Source organism: Blastococcus sp. CT_GayMR19 (assembly GCF_004570385.1).
Taxonomy (GTDB): Bacteria; Actinomycetota; Actinomycetes; order Mycobacteriales; family Geodermatophilaceae; genus Blastococcus_B.
In genome coordinates this window covers 1-18209 of record NZ_SPQL01000023.1, presented here as the reverse complement: position 1 = coordinate 18209, position 18209 = coordinate 1, and the positions used below count along the sequence as shown (strand labels likewise).

Annotated in this window: 17 protein-coding genes and 1 tRNA gene; 14 read left to right on the top strand and 4 right to left on the bottom strand. The window is 72.0% G+C overall.

The window, feature by feature from the left end:
* Positions 1-46: 46 nt before the first annotated feature.
* From E4P39_RS20890 to scpB, 4 genes are all read left to right on the top strand, one after another.
* Positions 47-889 (top strand): AAA family ATPase, encoded by an 843-nt coding sequence (locus E4P39_RS20890; RefSeq protein WP_209306649.1) that lies wholly within the window; start codon positions 47-49, stop codon positions 887-889.
* A 76-nt stretch (positions 890-965) separates the two neighbouring features.
* Positions 966-1469, top strand: coding sequence for a hypothetical protein (locus E4P39_RS20885; protein ID WP_135138522.1), 504 nt, complete (start codon positions 966-968; stop codon positions 1467-1469).
* Between the two features lie 166 nt (positions 1470-1635).
* Positions 1636-2496: a ScpA family protein gene (locus E4P39_RS20880; protein ID WP_135138521.1), complete on the top strand. Its 861-nt coding sequence runs from the start codon at positions 1636-1638 to the stop codon at positions 2494-2496.
* A complete protein-coding gene (gene scpB / locus E4P39_RS20875) occupies positions 2493-3350 on the top strand; it encodes an SMC-Scp complex subunit ScpB (RefSeq protein ID WP_135138520.1) in 858 nt (285 codons plus the stop codon). Before E4P39_RS20880 ends, scpB begins: the two co-directional genes overlap by 4 nt.
* A gap of 78 nt (positions 3351-3428) precedes the next feature.
* Here the strand turns inward: scpB and E4P39_RS20870 are convergent, their stop codons facing one another.
* Positions 3429-3656, bottom strand: a complete 228-nt coding sequence (locus E4P39_RS20870) for a hypothetical protein (RefSeq protein ID WP_135138518.1) — start codon at positions 3654-3656, stop codon at positions 3429-3431.
* A 118-nt stretch (positions 3657-3774) separates the two neighbouring features.
* Between E4P39_RS20870 and E4P39_RS20865 the strand changes: the two genes are divergently transcribed.
* Entirely contained in the window at positions 3775-4632 is an 858-nt protein-coding gene (locus tag E4P39_RS20865) for a pseudouridine synthase (protein WP_245160002.1), read from the top strand.
* Positions 4633-4704: 72 nt separating this feature from the next.
* Here the strand turns inward: E4P39_RS20865 and E4P39_RS20860 are convergent, their stop codons facing one another.
* Positions 4705-5094 carry an ester cyclase gene (locus E4P39_RS20860; RefSeq protein ID WP_135138516.1) on the bottom strand — a complete coding sequence of 130 codons (390 nt, stop codon included), beginning with the start codon at positions 5092-5094 and terminating at the stop codon, positions 4705-4707.
* 117 nt (positions 5095-5211) lie between these two features.
* Between E4P39_RS20860 and aroH the strand changes: the two genes are divergently transcribed.
* From aroH to phaC, 7 genes are all read left to right on the top strand, one after another.
* Positions 5212-5574, top strand: coding sequence for a chorismate mutase (aroH, locus tag E4P39_RS20855; RefSeq protein ID WP_135138515.1), 363 nt, complete (start codon positions 5212-5214; stop codon positions 5572-5574).
* A gap of 70 nt (positions 5575-5644) precedes the next feature.
* Entirely contained in the window at positions 5645-6349 is a 705-nt protein-coding gene (cmk, locus tag E4P39_RS20850; protein ID WP_245160001.1) for a (d)CMP kinase, read from the top strand.
* Complete coding sequence (der, locus tag E4P39_RS20845; protein ID WP_135138514.1) at positions 6346-7689, top strand: ribosome biogenesis GTPase Der; 1344 nt, start codon at positions 6346-6348, stop codon at positions 7687-7689. Before cmk ends, der begins: the two co-directional genes overlap by 4 nt.
* Positions 7690-7776: 87 nt before the next feature.
* Positions 7777-7850 (top strand) — tRNA-Pro (locus E4P39_RS20840).
* Positions 7851-8193: 343 nt separating this feature from the next.
* A complete protein-coding gene (locus E4P39_RS20835) occupies positions 8194-9183 on the top strand; it encodes a patatin-like phospholipase family protein (protein WP_245160000.1) in 990 nt (329 codons plus the stop codon).
* A 343-nt stretch (positions 9184-9526) separates the two neighbouring features.
* The gene (locus E4P39_RS20830; protein WP_245159999.1) at positions 9527-10825 is read left to right on the top strand and encodes a 3-deoxy-7-phosphoheptulonate synthase; all 1299 of its coding nucleotides are present in this window, start codon (positions 9527-9529) and stop codon (positions 10823-10825) included.
* 249 nt (positions 10826-11074) lie between these two features.
* Positions 11075-12814, top strand: coding sequence for a class I poly(R)-hydroxyalkanoic acid synthase (gene phaC, locus E4P39_RS20825; RefSeq protein ID WP_135138512.1), 1740 nt, complete (start codon positions 11075-11077; stop codon positions 12812-12814).
* 46 nt (positions 12815-12860) lie between these two features.
* Here the strand turns inward: phaC and E4P39_RS20820 are convergent, their stop codons facing one another.
* Entirely contained in the window at positions 12861-14441 is a 1581-nt protein-coding gene (locus E4P39_RS20820) for a bifunctional shikimate kinase/3-dehydroquinate synthase (RefSeq protein WP_245160007.1), read from the bottom strand.
* A 120-nt stretch (positions 14442-14561) separates the two neighbouring features.
* Between E4P39_RS20820 and E4P39_RS20815 the strand changes: the two genes are divergently transcribed.
* Positions 14562-16316, top strand: a complete 1755-nt coding sequence (locus E4P39_RS20815) for an FAD-dependent oxidoreductase (protein ID WP_135138509.1) — start codon at positions 14562-14564, stop codon at positions 16314-16316.
* A gap of 18 nt (positions 16317-16334) precedes the next feature.
* A complete protein-coding gene (locus E4P39_RS20810; RefSeq protein ID WP_135138507.1) occupies positions 16335-17144 on the top strand; it encodes a sugar phosphate isomerase/epimerase in 810 nt (269 codons plus the stop codon).
* A 40-nt stretch (positions 17145-17184) separates the two neighbouring features.
* Here the strand turns inward: E4P39_RS20810 and pcaD are convergent, their stop codons facing one another.
* The gene (gene pcaD, locus E4P39_RS20805; RefSeq protein ID WP_135138505.1) at positions 17185-17976 is read right to left on the bottom strand and encodes a 3-oxoadipate enol-lactonase; all 792 of its coding nucleotides are present in this window, start codon (positions 17974-17976) and stop codon (positions 17185-17187) included.
* Positions 17977-18209 lie beyond the last annotated feature (233 nt).

The following is an 18209-nucleotide window of genomic DNA, read 5'->3' as shown; positions in this document are numbered from 1 at the left end:
GGACGCGGCTTCGGCCGTCGCGCGCCCGCACGCCAGCGGCCCGGAGATGGGGGCCGCCTCGCGGCAGGACCCCGCGCGTGCACGGCAGCGCCCCCTGCCCGATCCCAAGCCCCTCACGGAGCACGGGCCCGCACGCGTCATCGCGATGTGCAACCAGAAGGGCGGCGTCGGCAAGACGACGTCCACGATCAACCTGGGCGCCGCGCTGACCGAGTACGGGCGGCGCGTGCTCCTCATCGACCTCGACCCCCAGGGTGCGCTGTCGGTGGGACTGGGCATCCCCGCCCAGAACATGGACCGGACGATCTACAACGCCCTGATGGAGCGGAAGACCACCCTGCGCGACGTGCGGGTGCACACCGACATCCCGGGCCTGGACCTCGTGCCGAGCAACATCGACCTGTCGGCCGCCGAGGTGCAGCTGGTCAGCGAGGTGGCTCGCGAGCAGACCCTGCTGCGGGTGCTCGCCGACGTGCGCGACGAGTACGACTACATCCTCATCGACTGCCAGCCCTCCCTGGGCCTGCTGACGGTCAACGCGCTCACCGCGGCGCAGGGCGTGATCATCCCGCTGGAGTGCGAGTTCTTCTCGCTCCGCGGGGTCGCGCTGCTGGTCGACACGATCGACAAGGTCAAGGAGCGGCTGAACCCGTCGCTGGAGATCTCCGGGATCCTCGCGACCATGTACGACACGCGGACGGTGCACTGCCGCGAGGTGTTCAGCCGGGTCGTCGAGGCCTTCGACGACGTGGTGTTCCAGACCGTCATCCAGCGCACGGTGCGCTTCCCGGAGACCACGGTCGCCGGGCAGCCGATCACCACGTGGGCCCCCACCTCCTCGGGCGCCTCGGCGTACCGCGACCTCGCCAAGGAGGTGCTGGCCCTGTGATCGAGCTCGCGAGATCACCATTGGGCACAGCGACTCGGGTCATGCAGCCGACGAGCGCCGGCGAGGAGGTGTCGGCATGACGAGAAGGCCGGTCCTTCCCGGTGCGTCCGAGCTCTTCCGTCGCACCGACGCAGCATCCTCGGAGGCCGAGGTCACCGAGCTGCCCAGCCTCAGCGCGACGGCCAGCTCGCCGGCCCTGCGCAGCAGCACCCGGCAGGCCGACGAGACGCCGTCCATGCCGCTGACGCTGGTGCCGGGCGGCGCTGCGAGCCAGGGCGGGGCCGACGACCTGGCGGCATACCGGTCCGCGGCGCCGGCGCCCACCCTGCAGCCCAGCATCCCGACGCGTGGCCGGCCGATGCGACGGACGGACCGGACCAAGCACGACGAGAAGATCACGGTCTACATCTCCGCGGACGAGCTCATGGCTCTGGAGAGCGCGCGGCTCACCCTGCGCGGGCAGCACGCCGTGGCCGCCGACCGGGGCCGGATCGTCCGCGAGGCGATCGCCGTGATCCTCGCCGACCTCGACGAGCGCGGCGAGGACTCGGTGCTGGTCCGCCGGCTCAAGGGGCACTGAGCTCACCGTCGTCCTCAGGACACGATGCTCACCGTCGTCCTCCGGACAACACCGCGCGCCCATGTGCCGTCCCGGCTGCGTTGAGCCGAATCGGTGCCTTCTCGGGGAGCCCTCCGGGCCCCCGCTCGTCGGCGCCCCGGGACCGGACGCTCTCTAGGCTGCGGTCGTGACCGAGACGCACGTGGAGTCGCGTTTCACGGTGCACCTCACCAACTTCGAGGGCCCGTTCGACCTGCTCCTGCAGCTGATCGGCAAGCACAAGCTCGACGTCACCGAGATCGCCCTGTCGAAGGTGACCGACGAGTTCATCGCCCACCTGCGTGCGCTGGGCAACGAGCTGGACCTGGACCAGGCCAGCGAGTTCCTCGTCATCGCGTCCACGCTGCTCGACCTGAAGGCCGCCCGCCTCCTGCCCGCCGCGGACGTGGACGACGAGGAGGACCTCGAGCTGCTGGAGGCCCGGGACCTGCTCTTCGCCCGGCTGCTGCAGTACAAGGCCTACAAGCAGGCCGCGGCGTTCCTGCGGCTGCGGGAGGCGGAGGCGGCCCAGCGGCACCCCCGGTCGGCCGGTCTGGAGCCGCGGTTCGCGGAGCTGGTGCCCGAGGTGCTGCTCGACATCACGCCCGAGCAGTTCGCCGCCCTCGCCGCGCGGGCGCTGACGCCGAAGGCGCCCGAGGTGGTCAGCGTCTCCCACCTGCACGCGCCGGCCGTCAGCGTCGCCGAGCAGCTGTTCGTCGTCCGGAACCACCTGGTGCGGTCGGGGACGGCGTCGTTCCGGGCGCTCACGTCCGACTGCGGCCACACCAACGAGGTGGTCGCGCGGTTCCTCGCGCTGCTGGAGCTCTACCGGCAGCAGCGGGTGGTGTTCGAGCAGCTCACGCCGCTCGGGGAGCTGCACGTGCGGTGGACCGGCCCGACGACGGCGGACGACGCCGCCGATGCCGACGTGGACGACTATGTCGGTTCCGTGCCGGACGAGCCGGCAGCCGAGGACGATCCCGAGCAGGACGACGAGGAGGATCGGTGACCGCCCACGAGCCGGGCCCGGAGGACGACCGCACGCCCATCTCCTGGGACGCGCTGGCCGCAGAGCTGGCCGCGACCCGCCAGGAGGCCGAGGGGCGCGGCGAGGCGGACCCCACGACCTGGGACGCCGTCGCGGCGGAACTGGCCGCCCGCGTGGCGGAGCGGCCGGTCGAGGAGCCCGCGCCGGCGCCGCCCGTCGCCGAGCCACCCGTCGAGCCGCCCCAGGACCCGACGCCGGCCGACGTGCCGGCGGGGGAGCCGGCGCCCGAGCCGGAGGAGCCCGCCGAGGAGCCGCTGCAACTGCTCGACCCCGTCGAGCTGCAGGGCGGCCTCGAGGCGCTGCTGTTCGTCATGGACGACCCGGTCGACGAGGAGACGCTCGCCGCCGCGCTGCGCTGTCCGCCCGAGCAGGTCCAGGAGGGCCTCGCCGAGCTCGCCGCCGACTACGACCGGCGCCGGTCGGGTCTCACCCTGCGGCGGGTGGGGGAGGGGTGGCGGCTCTACACGCGGGAGGAGCACGCCGTCGTCGTCGAGCGCTACCTGATCGACGGTCAGCGCAGCCGGCTCACCCAGGCGGCGCTGGAGACCCTCGCCGTCATCGCCTACCGCCAGCCGGTCACGCGCGCCCGGATCTCGGGGATCCGCGGCGTCGGGGTGGACGGCGTGATGCGCACGCTCATCACCCGCGGGCTGGTGCACGAGGTGGGCACCGATCCCGACAGCGGCGGCGGCCTCTACGCGACCACTCCGCTGTTCCTGGAACGGCTGGGGCTGACCGGCCTCGCCGACCTGCCCGACCTGGCGCCGTTCCTGCCCGAGACCGCCACGATGCTCGACGAGCACCCCGACTCCTGACGTCTCCGGACTGCCGGCGCGGAAAGTCTCCCGAGGCGCAGCGACTTTCGGCGCGGAAAGGCCCACTCCGCGGGGGCGTCAGAGGGAGCGGGCTGCCGCGACCACCAGGATGACCACACCGAGGCCGAGCATGACCGCGGCCCCGAGGTAGCCGATGACCGGGAAGCGCTCCCGCAGCACCGAGCGACCGACCTCCTCGTCCCGACGCGCCAGGGCGGGGGTCAGCCACCACAGCACCACCCCGGCCCCGATCGCCACGATCCCCATGAGCCAGGGGCCGGGCATCGGCATGTCGATCGGCGGCATCCGGAGATCATCTCCCGCGCGGGGCGGGTGCCTGCGCCGTCGTCCACAGGGGCCCTGCTTCTTGCCCGGATCGACGGCGGTTCGGTCACGGTGCGCCGCGGTGGGAGACTGGGCGGCGATGAACGCTGTACCGGACGACCTGACCCCCGACGACGACACCCATTCCCCGGCCGGCGACGGCTGGTCCGAGGACATGGAACTCGCCCCCGCGCACCCCGGCGACCGCGAGCCGGCGGACTCCGACGACGAGCGCGAGGGGGAGCGGCTGCAGAAGGTCCTCGCCCGTGCCGGCGTGGGATCCCGGCGGGTGTGCGAGGACATGATCGAGGCCGGGCGGATCAGCGTGAACGGCCGCCAGGTCGCCGTCCAGGGCATGCGGGTCGATCCGGCCACGGACAAGATCGCCGTCGACGGCGTCCGCATCGAGATCCGCGAGGACCGGGTCACCTATGCGATGAACAAGCCGACCGGCGTCATCACCGCGATGAGCGACGACCGCAACCGGCCGACCGTGGGCGACATGGTCGGCGACCTGGCCAAGGGCCTCGTGCACGTCGGCCGGCTCGACCAGGACACCGAGGGTCTGCTGCTGCTCACGACCGACGGCGAGCTGGCACACCGGCTGGCGCACCCGTCCTACGAGGTGCGCAAGACCTACCTCGCCCAGGTGTCGGGCTCCGTGCCCCGCGACCTGCACCGCCGGCTCCGGGCGGGCGTCCAGCTCGAGGACGGCCCGGTCAAGGTCGACTCGTTCCGGGTGGTGGACACCCACGCCGGCCAGTCCGTGGTCGAGGTGGTCCTGCACGAGGGGCGCAAGCACATCGTGCGCCGGCTGCTCGCCGAGGTCGGGCTGCCCGTCTCCCGCCTGACTCGGACGGCGATCGGGCCCATCGAGTTGCAGCGGATGCGCTCGGGCTCCATCCGGAGGCTCTCCAAGGAAGAGCTGGGCACGCTGCAGGAGCTGGTCGGCCTCTGACGTTCCCGCGGGAACGTTCCGGTGTGCGCGGTTCCAGGCCGAATACCTGTACATCCGCGCACAATCTCGGGCTCAGCCGCGCGGCAGGCGGGCGTTGTCGGCGGTCACCCACACCTCGGCGATCCGGCCCTCCTCGAGCCGGTACATGGCGAACTCGTCGGTGGTGACGGCGCGGCCGGTGGGCGGCGCGCCGCGCCAGGGGCCGCGGTGGGTGCCGCGGTCGGCGAGGTGCACGGCCACCCACGGTTCGTCGACGAGGACGCGCTGGATCTCCCAGCGGTAGTCGGGGAAGGCGCGGTGCACCTCGAACAGGTCGTCGACGTACCCCTGGGCGGTCCGCGTGGCGCCGTTCACGAGGACGACGTCCCGCAGGAACGGAGCCAGCTCGTCGAAGGCGTGCCGGTTGCAGACGGCGTTGTAGCGCAGGTACCAGTTCACCACCGCATCGCGCCCGGCCCGCATGCCGGCAGCCTCGCAGCGGGCCCGCTGCGCCTCCACCGGAAGGCCGGTGGCGCCACGAACCTAGACTTCACCCCGGGCCCGGCGATCCGGGTGCCCACCACGATCGAGGAGAAGTGCATGGCCGTCCGAGCCATCCGGGGCGCGACGCAGGTCGACGCCGACGACCGGGAGCAGGTGCTCGAGGCCACCCGTGAGCTCGTGAGCGCGGTGCTGGAACGCAACGAGCTCGCGCACGACGACGTGATCAGCATCCTGTTCACCGCCACCCCCGACCTCGTGTCGGAGTTCCCGGCCCTGGCCGCCCGGGAGCTGGGCATGGGCGACGTGCCGCTGATGTGCGCCACCGAGATCGGCGTGCCGCACGCGCTGCCCCGGGTGCTCCGGCTGATGGCGCACGTGGAGACGGCGAGAAGCCGGGCGGACGTCCAGCACGTGTACCTGCGCGGTGCCGTGGCGCTGCGCAAGGACATCGCCCAGTGAGTGAGCCTCGCAGCGAGCGCCGGCGAGCGAGGAGCGGAGCGAATGTGCTGCGGAGCAGCGAGATGACGCAGTGAGCGGGCCCGTGCGCTTCTTCCAGGGTCAGATCACCCTCGACGGTCCGTCGGGCACCGGCAAGTCCAGCGTCGCGCGGGCCGTCGCGGCCCGGCTCGGCGCCGCGTACCTCGACACCGGCGCGATGTACCGCGCCGCGACCGTCGCCGTCCTGGACGCCGGCGTGGACCCGGAGGACGCCGAGGCCGTGGCCGTTGTCGTCGCGGGGGCGCGGATCGAGGTCGGGACGTCGGCCGGTGCCGAGGTGGTGCGGGTGGACGGCGTGGATGTGGCCGACCGCATCCGCGGCGCCGAGGTGACCCGGACGGTGTCGCCGGTGTCTGCCGTTCCGGCGGTGCGCCGCCAGCTGGTCGAGCAGCAGCGCGCCCTGGTCGAGGCGGCCGAGGCCGTCGTCGTCGAGGGGCGCGACATCGGCACCGTGGTGCTGCCGGAGGCGACGCTGAAGGTCTACCTGACGGCCGACCCGAAGGTCCGTGCCCAGCGCCGCGCCGGGCAGCTCGGGATCACCGACCCCGCCGAGGTCGCGGAGCTGGCCGAGGACCTCCGCCGCCGCGACGAGTACGACAGCGAGCGGGAGGACAGCCCGCTGCGGCCGGCGCGCGACGCCGTGATCGTGGACAGCACCGACCTCGACCGGGCCGCGGTGATCGACCGCGTCGTCTCGCTGGCCGCCTCCGCGGTCGCCGTGGGGGAGCGGACATGAGCGAGCCGAGCGGGCCGCTGCCCGTCGTCGCGATCGTCGGCCGCCCGAACGTGGGCAAGTCCACCCTGGTCAACCGATTCCTCGGACGGCGCGCCGCCGTCGTCCAGGACATCCCGGGCGTGACCCGGGACCGCATCTCCTACGACGCGCTGTGGAACGGCAAGCGGTTCACCGTCGTCGACACCGGCGGCTGGGACCCGAAGGCCACCGGCATGGGGGCGTCGATCACGCGCCAGGCCAAGTACGCGATGGACACCGCGGACGTCATCGTGCTCGTCGTCGACAGCTCCGTGGGGGCCACCGACACCGACCTGGCGGCCGCGCGCATCCTGCGCCGCAGCGACCGGCCGGTCATCCTCGTGGCCAACAAGGTGGACGACGAGCGCAGCGAGGCCGGAGCGGCCGAGCTGTGGTCGCTCGGGCTGGGGGAGCCGCAGGCGGTCAGCGCGCTGCACGGCCGGTCCAGCGGCGACCTGCTCGACCTCATCCTCGACGCGATGCCCGACGCTCCGCGCGAGCAGCTCGAGGAGGGCGGCCCGCGCCGGGTGGCACTGGTGGGGCGGCCCAACGTGGGCAAGTCCAGCCTGCTCAACCGGCTGGCCGAGGACGAGCGCTCCGTCGTCGACTCCGTCGCCGGGACGACGGTCGACCCGGTGGACTCGATCGTGACGCTGGGTGGTGAGGAGTGGCGGTTCGTCGACACCGCCGGCCTGCGCCGCAAGGTGAACACCGCCAGCGGCACCGAGTACTACGCCAGCCTGCGCACCGAGGCGGCCATCCAGGCCGCGGAGGTCGCCGTCGTGCTGCTCGCCGCCGACGAGGTCATCAGCGAGCAGGACCAGCGGGTGATCACGCAGGTGGTGGAGTCCGGCCGGGCCCTGGTGATCGCGTTCAACAAGTGGGACACCCTCGACGAGGACCGGCACTTCCAGCTCGAGAAGGAGATCGAACGGGAGCTGGCGCGCGTCAAGTGGGCGACGCGGGTCAACATCTCGGCGGTGACCGGTCGCGGGGTCAACAAGCTGGCCGACCACCTGCGCGCGGCCCTGGCCTCCTGGGAGTCCCGGGTGCCGACGTCGGAGCTGAACACGTACGTGCGGGCCCTGGTGCAGGAGACGCCCCCACCGGCCCGCGGTGGTCGCGCCCCGAAGATCAAGTACGTCACCCAGGCCGACATCCGGCCCCCGCGGTTCGTGGTGTTCTCCACCGGGTTCCTCGAGGCCGGCTACCGGCGGTTCCTGGAGCGGAAGCTCCGGGAGAAGTGGGGCTTCGAGGGCACGCCGATCGAGGTCTCGATCAAGGTCCGCGAGGGTCGGGGCAACGACAAGCCGAAGGGCTGAACCGGCGGTCGGGACGCAGGTGTAGGTGCGGTAACCTGCTCAGGCGGTCGTCGCGCGGTCCGGGTTTCTGGCAGGCGCGACGGCACGCGGGCTGTAGCGCAGCTTGGTAGCGCACTTGACTGGGGGTCAAGGGGTCGCAGGTTCAAATCCTGTCAGCCCGACAGAGCAGGCATCAGGGGTCGTTTCCGGGGATCCGGAACGGCCCCTGACCTCTTCCGAGGGGGATTGACCACCTCGAGCCTTCCCTGACTCGGGGCTGGTCGGTCGCCCGTTGCGGGGCTTTCGGCAGCCTGTCACGCACGGCCCCACTGCGGCATCGGCACGATGTGGGTTGCCCGACGCGTCGCCGGTGTGCGACCGTCCCGGCGATCGTGATCCATCGGCAGGAGGTGAGACCCATGAACGCAATGTCCGCAGTGGGTGCCCCCTGTACAGCACGATCGCGCGACTGAGGTAGTCGCCACCGGGAGCGCCCCGCCGAGCAATTCGCGAGAGGCGACTCCCATGAACACAGCCCCTTCTTCACCTCTGCACGTCACCTCGACGACGGCCCCCGACCGGCCGTGGTCCGACCGACCGCAGCCGCAGCTCGAGGCCACGAGGCGGGCGCCCGCCGGGGGCGAACGAGCGTTGGTCCTCGGCGGTGGCGGATCGACAGGCAACGCGTGGTTGATCGGCGTCATCGCCGGCCTGCTCGAGGCCGGATTGGACGTGACCGATGCCGATCTGACCATCGGGACGTCGGCCGGATCGACGGCGGCGGCTCAGATCACCAGCGCGACGCCGACCGAACTGCTTGCCGCCATCCTGGCCGCTGCGCCCCAGCAACGAACTGGTCCGGTCACACCCGACGGTGGACGCGTTCCCACGTTTCCGGTGGCCGACCACCTGGAGCGAATGGGCCGGATCATCGCCGCCGAGGATGCGGCCGACATGCGCCGCAGGATGGGCGCGGTGGCGCTGGACCTGGATGCGGCGTCGGACGGCTCCGGGACCGCGCGGTGGCGCGCCACCGTCGCCGCACGACTCCCCGGTCAACGCTGGCCGGAACGTGCAGTGCACATCACGGCGGTCGATGCCCGGACCGGCGAACCGGTCGTGTTCGACCGCCACAGCGGAGTCGACCTGGTGGACGCCGTTGCCGCCAGCACCGCCGGCGGCCCTGCCTACGGCATCGGCGATCGTTGGTACATCGACGGGGGCTACCGATCCATCGAGAACGCCGACCTGGCGGCCGGATACGGGCGGGTGCTGGTGCTGTCACCATTCGGCGGCAGATCGCAGCATCCCCGGGAGTGGGGCACGAATCTGGCAGCGCAGGTCGACGAACTACGCGCAGGCGGCAGCAGGGTCGAAACGATCTCCCCGGACAGCGACTCCGAGCATCTGTTCGGCGCCAGTGCGATGGATCTGTCGCTGCGTCCGCCCGCCGCTCGAGCCGGTTACGACCGAGGCTGGGCGCTTGCGGAACAGCTCACCGAGTTCTGGGGTTGACGCCGGCCAGCCGACGGGTGCCAAGGCGGCCGCGTCGTCGCCGGCGGGTCGGCGGTGGTCGTGGTGTCGTGTCCGCGGATCAGAGCGAGCGCTCGGACCTCGTCGCGCCCAGCTATGCCTCGACGAGTGCTGCATCCAGGTCGCAGCCGATGTACTCGGGTTCCTCCGTCCCGACCGGAGTGACCGAGCCATGGGTCCACAGCCTCGAGGGTGTTGCCGCCACCGCGGCGGCATGACCACCCGGGACGGCCCCTGAGCTCTTCGCGGGTGACGGGTCCCGCCTAACCTCGTCACCGCGCACACAACACGCCGGCCCGTCTTGCCGGTCTCGTGAGGAGTACCAGTGACGGCACAGCACGAGGACCTGTCAGCCGACGGCGTCCTGGACCGGGCGCAGCGCATCGCCGACCACCTGCTGGACGTCCAGCGCCGGGTGAACGAGCAGATCGATGCCATGCAGTCGAATCTGCTGCCCGAGGTCCGCCGGCAGCTGGGCTCCCTGGACCCCGAACCGGTCGACCTCTCCGACCTGACGAACACGCGGATCGTCGGTCTGGACGTCGTCGTCACGCCGGAGGCCGTCGCGACGGTCCTGCCGCTCTCAGCGGCGTCTGCCGCGACCACGCGGGCCGGGCGTCGGGCCGTGACCGACATCGTGCGCGGTGCCGACGGGCGGCTGGCCGTCATCGCCGGACCCTGCTCGATCCACGATCCGGCGGCGACGCTCGAGTACGCCGGTTTCCTCCGGGAGATGCGGGAACGGCACGGCGGGGACCTCGAGATCGTCATGCGGACGTACACCGAGAAGCCGAGGACCGAGGTCGACTGGAAGGGCTTCGCCTACGACCCGTACCTCGACGGCTCGAACAACATCAGCGTCGGCCTGATCGCGACTCGGATGATCATGGGTCGGATCACCGCGATGGGCGTTCCGGTCGCGGCCGAGCCGCTGAACGCCCTGAGCCCGCAGTACGTCGACGGGCTGGTGACCTACAACGGCGTCGGCGCGCGCAACGTCACCGACCAGACCGCTCGTGAGCGGGTGTCCGGGTTCTCGGCCGTCGTCGGCTTCAAGAACTCACCGGAAGGCAGCATCGAGGCGGCCATCCAGGCCGTCGTCGCGGCGCGGGCGCCGCACGAGTTCCTCGGCGTCGACCGCCACGGGATGACGGCCCAGCTGTCCACGACCGGCAACGAGACGGCCCACGTGATCCTGCGGGGCGACAAGAACGGCCCGAACTACTCGGCCACCCACATCGCCGACACGAAGGCGAAGCTGAGCGAGCGCGGTCTGCCGTCGGTCGTCGTGGTCGACGCCTCGCACGGCAACAGCCAGAAGAACCACCTCCGCCAGCTCGACGTCGTGCACGACCTGTCGGGCCAGATCGCCGGCGGCGAGACGGCGATCCGCGGCGTGATGCTGGAGAGCAATCTCGTCGCCGGCCGGCAGGACCTGGACCACCAGCACCCCGGCGCCCTCGTGTACGGCCAGAGCGTCACCGACGCCTGCGTGGATCTGGACATGACCGCTGCGATGCTCGACGACCTGGCCGGCGCCGCCCGGACGCGCCGCGCCCCCGTGCGCGGGAAGAACACCGCCACGTCGGCTGCTGCGGCTCCCGGGCGCGATCCCCGCCCATGACGGAGCCTCGGCAGCCGGCCCCGACGGGTGCATGTGCACCTACCGTCCGGGCAGCCAGGGCGATCCGTGCACGTCCCGCAGCTCTCGGAGCCTCCAGCCCGACCTGAGCCGGTCGGAAGTCCGGTGAGCGGGAATCAGGGGCTCTCGGTACCCGGAGAACGGCAGCTCAGCGCACCATGGGTGGCGTGCAGGCCGGCGCGCTCCGCGAGCGCGACCGGTGGTCCGACCGCGATCCCTCCTGGGAGAGTCATGTCCTCACCGTCGCCCGACCCGGCCAAGTGGCTCCGCGACCTCATGCAGACCGAGCCGGCCGCGCTGTGGCCCGCCGTCAACATCGCCGACACAGGCAAGCAGGTGGCCGCTGTCGCGGCGCCGTGGACGAAGGCCGTAGCCGATTTCACGGCGATGCAGTTGACGGCCGTGCAGCAGATGACGGCTCCATGGACGGCCGCCCTCCCTGGTCTCGGGGCCGCGGCCGAGCCCGTCAAGGACAAGCGCTTCGCCGGGGACGAGTGGACCAAGGACCCGCGGTACGAGGCTGTGGTCCGGACCTACCTCACCCAGAGCGACCTGCTGCACAAGGCGCTGGACGCCGCACCTCTGGATGAGCACAGCAAGGCGCAGTGGGGGTTCGCGCTGCGCCAGGTCATCGATGCGCTGAGCCCGGCCAACACGTTGGCGACCAATCCCGAGGCGATGCAGCTCGCGATGGAGACCGGCGGCGCCAGCCTGGTCGACGGTCTGCAGCTCTTCACCGAGGACCTGGCCAAGGGCCGCGTATCGATGACCGACGAGATGGCCTTCGAGGTGGGCCGCGACGTGGGCACGACGCCGGGCGGCGTGGTCTACCAGAACGACCTGATGCAGCTGATCCAGTACACCCCGACGACCGCGAAGGTGCACAAGCGGCCGCTGGTGATCGTGCCGCCCTGCATCAACAAGTTCTACATCCTCGACCTTCGGCCGACGAACTCGTTCGTCGCGCACGCCGTGGCGCAGGGCCACACGGTCCTTCTTGTCTCCTGGCGCAACGCAGGACCCGCGCAGGACCGGCTGACCTGGGACGACTACCTCGAGCAGGGCGTGCTCAAGGCGATCGACGTCGCCCGGTCGATCACCAAGGCCGACAAGGTGAACACGCTCGGCTTCTGCGTCGGCGGCACCCTGCTGGCCAGCGCCCTGGCGGTGCAGGCGGCGCGCGGTGAGCAACCCGCCGCCAGCATGACGCTGCTGACCACGATGCTGGACTTCACAGACACCGGCGAGATCGGCGTCCTCGTCACCGAGCCGGCGGTCGTGGCGCGGGAGGCGGCGATCGGCCGGGGCGGACTCCTCAAGGGCAGCGAGCTGGGGCAGGTGTTCGCCTCGCTCCGGGCGAACGACCTCATCTGGCCCTACGTCGTGAAGGGATATCTCCAGGGACAGGCCCCACCGGCCTTCGACATGCTGTTCTGGAACGGCGACGAGACCAACCTGCCCGGACCGATGTTCTGCTGGTACGTCCGGAACGCCTACCTCGAGAACAAGCTCCGCGAGCCGGGCGGGACGGTGCAGCTCGGCCAGCCGGTCGACCTGGCCGCCGTCGACGTACCGGCCTTCGTCTATGCATCCAAGGAGGATCACATCGTGCCGTGGCAGACGGCCTACGCCAGCACCCAGATCCTGTCGGGCGACACGACGTTCGTCCTCGGTGCCAGCGGCCACATCGCCGGCGTCATCAACCCGCCTGCCGCGAACAAGCGCAACTACTGGACCCGTCCGGATCCCGAGGGAACGGACGGCGCCGAGGGGCCCGTCCCGCTCGACGCGGACCCGGACCGCTGGTTCGAGGCCGCCGAGCGTGTCCCCGGCAGCTGGTGGCCGGCCTGGGCCGCATGGCTCACCCCGCACGCCGGGCCGCAGGTGGCGGCCCGGAAGAAGCTGGGCAACGCGGAGTTCGCCGTGCTGGAGGAGGCACCCGGCAGTTACGTCAGGGAACCGGCGAGCTGATCGCCGGTCGATCCGCTCATCGGTTCGGGCGGGGCCGGTTGCCGGCCTACGCCGTCGCCAGGTCGTCCAGAACGCCTGCCAGCATGTCGGCCGAGGCGGTGATCCCCGTTTCAGGCCCGCCGAGCGCATTGAGGACGACGAATCGCACGCCGTGGCGGTACTTCTTGTCCCGCAGCCACGCCCGTTGCATCGCCTCGAGGTCGAATCGGCCGGTCGTCGGCAGCCCCAGCCGCGACAGCAGGCGCCGATGCCGGTCGACCACGACGTCGTCGATCCGTCCCTGGCGGCGCGCGAGGTGGGCGGCGGCCATCATGCCCAGCGCCACGGACTCGCCCTGGTCCTCGACCTGCCCCGACACCAGGTCGATCGCGTGCCCGAACGTGTGGCCGTAGTTGAGCACGATCCGCTCACCGGTCGCGCGCTCGTCCCGGCTGACGATGTCGGCCTTGATCTCCACGCTGCGGGTCACGAGCTGGTGCACGGCGTCGACGTTCCCCGAGCAGGCGTCGTCCGCCAGGTCCTCGACGACGGGGAGCAGATCGCTCCGGCTGATCAGGGCGTGCTTGGCGATCTCGGCCAGGCCGGCACGGAAGCCGTGCGCCTGGTTCTCGCAGGCGGTGGTGACGTCGGCGATCACGACCGTGGGTTGGTGGATGGCCCCGACGAGGTTGCGCCCCTGCGGCAGGTTGACCGCGTTCTTGCCGCCGATGGCCGAATCGGCCTGCGCGACGAGGGTCGTCGGCACCAGCGCCAGCGGGGTTCCGCGGTTGAACGTCGCGGCGACGAACCCGGCGAGGTCGCACACCGGCTCACCGCCCACGGCGACGACCAGGTCGTTCGCGTGCAGCGCCACGTCGGCCAGGCGACCGGCGACGTGCTGCGCGGTGGCGAACGTCTTCATCGTCTCCGTGTCCGCGATCGGCACGCGCGTGACCGAGATGCCGCGGGCGGTGATGCTGGCGGCCACCTGGTCGGCGGTGCTCCCGTCCCGGTCGGACTCGACGAGCACCGCCTGCTCGATGTCGGCCGAGTGCGGCAGCAGGGTGGCCGTCAGCTCGAGCAGCTGCCTGCCGACATGCGCGTAGTAGGTGCCGCCCACCGGCGTCACGAGGATGTTGGACGTGCCGGGGGGAGTGCTGGGCAGCCGGGTCAGCTCCCTGAGGACGTCCAGGGCGACGGCGTCCGGCCGACGTCCGTTCGTGTCCACCTGGACCGCGGCCACCTCGGCATAGGCGGCGAGGCGCCGCGCGTAGATCTGGTCGAGGTCGGCGCGCTGGAGCATCGGGCGGAACCGGTCCTGGCGCACTCTCGCCAGTGCCTCGTCGTAGCCGACCCGCAGGTACACGACCGTCGTGTTGCGCAGGATGGCCCGCGTTCGCAGGTCCCCGAGGGCGCCCCCGCCGAGCGCCAGCACGGCGTCCGGGCCGCGGACGAGCTCGTTGATCGCCCGGTGCTCCAGTTCGCGGAAGTGCTGCTCACCCTCCGCGGCGAAGACGTCGACGATGCTGCGGCCCAGTTGCCGCTCGATGTGGACGTCGCTGTCGACGAACGGCGTGCCCAGGCGCTCGGCCAGGATGTGCCCGACCGTCGTCTTGCCTGCACCCATGAAACCGACCAGCACGATCATCGCCACGCCGGAAGTCTGGCGGAACTGGCCACGCCCCCTTCGGCCGGTCCCGAGCAGTGGAACGGCGTGGACGCGGGCGCCCGGGCCGTGGCCAACTCGTAGCAGGCGGAGGAGGCCCTGATGACGGCGACAGAGCGGGCAGGCTCCCTCGACTGCGACCTGCTGGTTGTCGGCGGGGGTGCGGCGGGACTCGCCGGTGCGGTGACGGCGGCCTATCACGGCCTGTCGGTCGTGGTGGCCGAGAAGGCGCCCGTCCTCGGCGGTGCGACGTCGTGGTCCGGCGGGTGGATGTGGGCGCCGCTGAACCCGCTCTCCCAGGCCGACGGGGTCATCGAGGACGTCGACGCACCCCGCACCTACCTCGAGCACGCGCTCGGGGACCACTACGACGAGCCGCGGGTCGAGGCCCTGCTGGAGAACGCGCGGCACATGGTGGGCTTCTTCGAGAAGCAAACGCGCCTGCAGTTCGTGTCCGGCACCTGGATCGCCGACATCCAGGGGGACCTTCCCGGGGCCGGCACCGGCGGGCGGTCGGTCGCACCCAAGCCGATCAATCTGCGCCGGATACCGAAGCGCCTCCGGCCGAAGCTGCGCACCCAGCTGTACGAGACGTCGTTCCTGGGGATGGGGATCATGGCCGGCCCCGATCTGCAGGCCTTTCTGCACGCCACGACCTCGGGAAGAGGCTTCTGCCACACCGCCTGGCGGGTGGCGTTCCACGTGCTGGACGTCGTCACCCACCGGCAGGGCATGCAGCTGGTCAACGGCACGGCCCTGATCGCCCGGCTCGCCCGGTCGGCCGACGACCTCGGCGTCCGGCTCCTGGTGAACACGCCCGCCAGCCGCTTGCTGATCCAGGACGGGTCCGTCACCGGCGCTGTGCTGAGCGCGCCCGAGGGGGAGATCACCGTCCGGGCCCGGCGCGGGGTCCTGCTCGCCGCGGGTGGCTTCCCGAACGACGTGGCCCGCCGTCGCGAGCTGTTCCCGCGGACCCCGACGGGACGGGAGCACTGGACCCTCGCGCCACCGGAGACCACCGGCGACGGGATCACCCTCGGCGAATCGGCCGGCGGGCTGTTCGACACCTCGCTGGCCTCGCCGGCCGCCTGGTGCCCGGTGTCGCTGGTGCCGTACCGCAGCGGACGCGTCGGCACGTACCCGCACATCGTCGACCGTGGCAAGCCCGGCCTCATCGCGGTGCTCTCCGACGGCAGGCGGTTCGTCAACGAGGCCGACGGCTACTACCAGTTCACCAGCGCGATGATCGCCTCCGCCCCGGACGGCGAGGAGGTCGCGGCCTGGCTGATCTGCGACCACACGTTCCAGCGCCGCTACCCGTTCGGCATGTCCAAGCCGTTCCCGGTGCCGGTCTGGCCCTACCTCCGCTCCGGTTACCTCACGCGGGGCCGGACACTGGAGGACCTCGCGCGCAAGTGCGGCATCGACCCGGCCGGGCTGGCCGACACCGTCGCCGCGTTCAACGTGCACGCCGCCGTCGGGGAGGACCCCCGGTTCGGCCGCGGCCGGAGCGCGTTCAACCGAGGCTCCGGCGACCCCGACCACGAGCCCAATCCCTCGCTGGCCCCGATCGAGAAGGGTCCCTTCTACGCGATCAAGGTCCTGCCCGGCAGCTTCGGCACCTTTGCCGGGCTGAAGGCCGACGCGCAGTCGCGGGTGCTCACGGGGGAGGGGGAGCCGGTCCCCGGTCTGTACGTCGCGGGGAGCGACCAGGCCAGCGTGATGGGCGGGCACTATCCGTCGGGTGGCATCAATCTCGGGCCGGCCATGACCTTCGGCTACATCGCGGGCCGGCACGCCGCCGGCGTCGCCGAGTACGAGGACGTCGTCCCCGTGCCGTTGAACGACGGCGACTGAACGCCGCGGGACGACGACATGGTCGAAGCGGCACCGCTGGTCTGCAGCTCCTACACCCTCGGCACGGAGGTCTCGTTCGCCGACCGCGTGCGCGCGGCCGCCTCTGCCGGGTACGACGGCATCGGGCTGCGCGCGGAGAACTACTGGGACGCGGACCTCGAGGACGCGGCGATGCTCGCCGTCGCCGAGCAGCACGGGGTGCGCATCCTGGAGGTGGAGTACCTCACCGCCTGGGGCACCGAGGCCGATCGCGACGAGGCGCAGCAGAGGAAGGAGCAGACCGTCTTCGCCATGGCGCGCGCGTTCGGCGTGCGCCACCTCAACGCCGGGCTGCTGGAGGAGCTCCCGCTCGACGTCATGGCCGACGCGTTCGCGGCGCTCTGCGAGCGGGCGGGCCCGGATCTCACGGTCGCGCTGGAGTTCATGCCGTACAGCGGCGTCCCCGACCTCGCCACCGCCTGGGAGATCGTGGCACCGGTGCGCAACGCCGCCCTGATCATCGACAACTGGCACTGGGCCCGCGCCGGGCAGGAGCCCGCCGGCCTCGACCCGATTCCCGCCGACCGGATCGTGTCGGTGCAGCTGTGCGACGTCCGGGAGGTACCGATGCACCCGCCGCGCGCCGAGTCGCTGGGCCACCGGCTGCCACCCGGGCAGGGGTACGGCGACACGGTCGGCCTGGTCCGTGCGCTGGCCGCGCACGGCGTCACCCCGGCCGTCATGGCGGTGGAGGTGATCTCCGAGGAACTGGTCGCCCGGGGCGTGGACGTCGCCGCGCGGGTGAGCGCGGACGCCGCCCGCGAGGTCCTCGCCCGCGCGGGGATCTGACCGGCTCGAGTGACCCAGCGGCCGCCGGTGGCCGCGGCGGTCAGGCCAGGAAGCGGCGGATCTCCGCGCTGACCGCCTCCGGTTGTTCGGCGCTCACCAGGTGAGACGACTCCGGGACGACGACGAAGCGGGCACCCGGGATGCCGTCGGCGATCGTGCGCACCGTGTCGGGCGGCGTGGCCGGGTCGTCGGCACCGGCGATCACCAGGGTGGGCGCGGTGATCCCGGCCAGGCGGTCGCTCAGGTCGAAGGTCTCGATCGTCTCGCAGCAGGCCGCGTAACCCTCGCGCGGTGTACCGCGCAGCATCTCCAGCAGCCGCTCGGTCTCCTCAGGAGAGGACTCGGCGAACCCGGGGGTGACCCACGCGCCGATCCGCGACGGGACGAGGAACTCCGTGCCCTCGGCTCGGACCCGATCCGCCCGCGCCTTCCACGAGGGCGGATCGGGGAAGCTCGCGGCCGAGGCGATGACGATCAGCCGGCTCACGCGTTCGGGGACCGTGACGGCGAGCTGCAGGCCGATCGCCCCGCCGAGGGACACGCCCGCGTACGCGAACCGTTCGATCCCGAGCTGGTCGAGCAGCGCCACGACGTCGCCGGCGAGGTCGGCCACGCCGTAAGGCCCCGGGACCACGGGCGACCCGCCGTGCCCGCGCAGGTCGTAGCGGATCACGCGGTAGTGCTGCGCCAGCTCCGGGACCAGGGCGTCGAAGAGGCCGAGATCGGTGCCCAGCGAGGGACCGAGCACCAGCACGGGCGCGTCCACGGGGCCGTCCGCCACGGAGTGCAGTGCTGCGGGGGACGTCGACCTCGGGTCGGCTGAGGTGGTCATTCGGCTCCTCGACATCGGGGAGTCCGACCTCGTGGCAGGGTCGGACGTCGTCGGCTCAGGGAGATGGTGCCCTGCCGGACGGAGGACGGTTCACTGACCCCGGAAGCGGTTGATCGCCTCGAGGTGTCGTTCGCGTTTCTCGGTGTTGCGGACGCCGAGGCCGTCGGTGGGGGCGAGGGTCAGCACGCCGACCTTGCCCTGGTGCAGGTTGCCCTTGACGTCGCAGGCGGCCT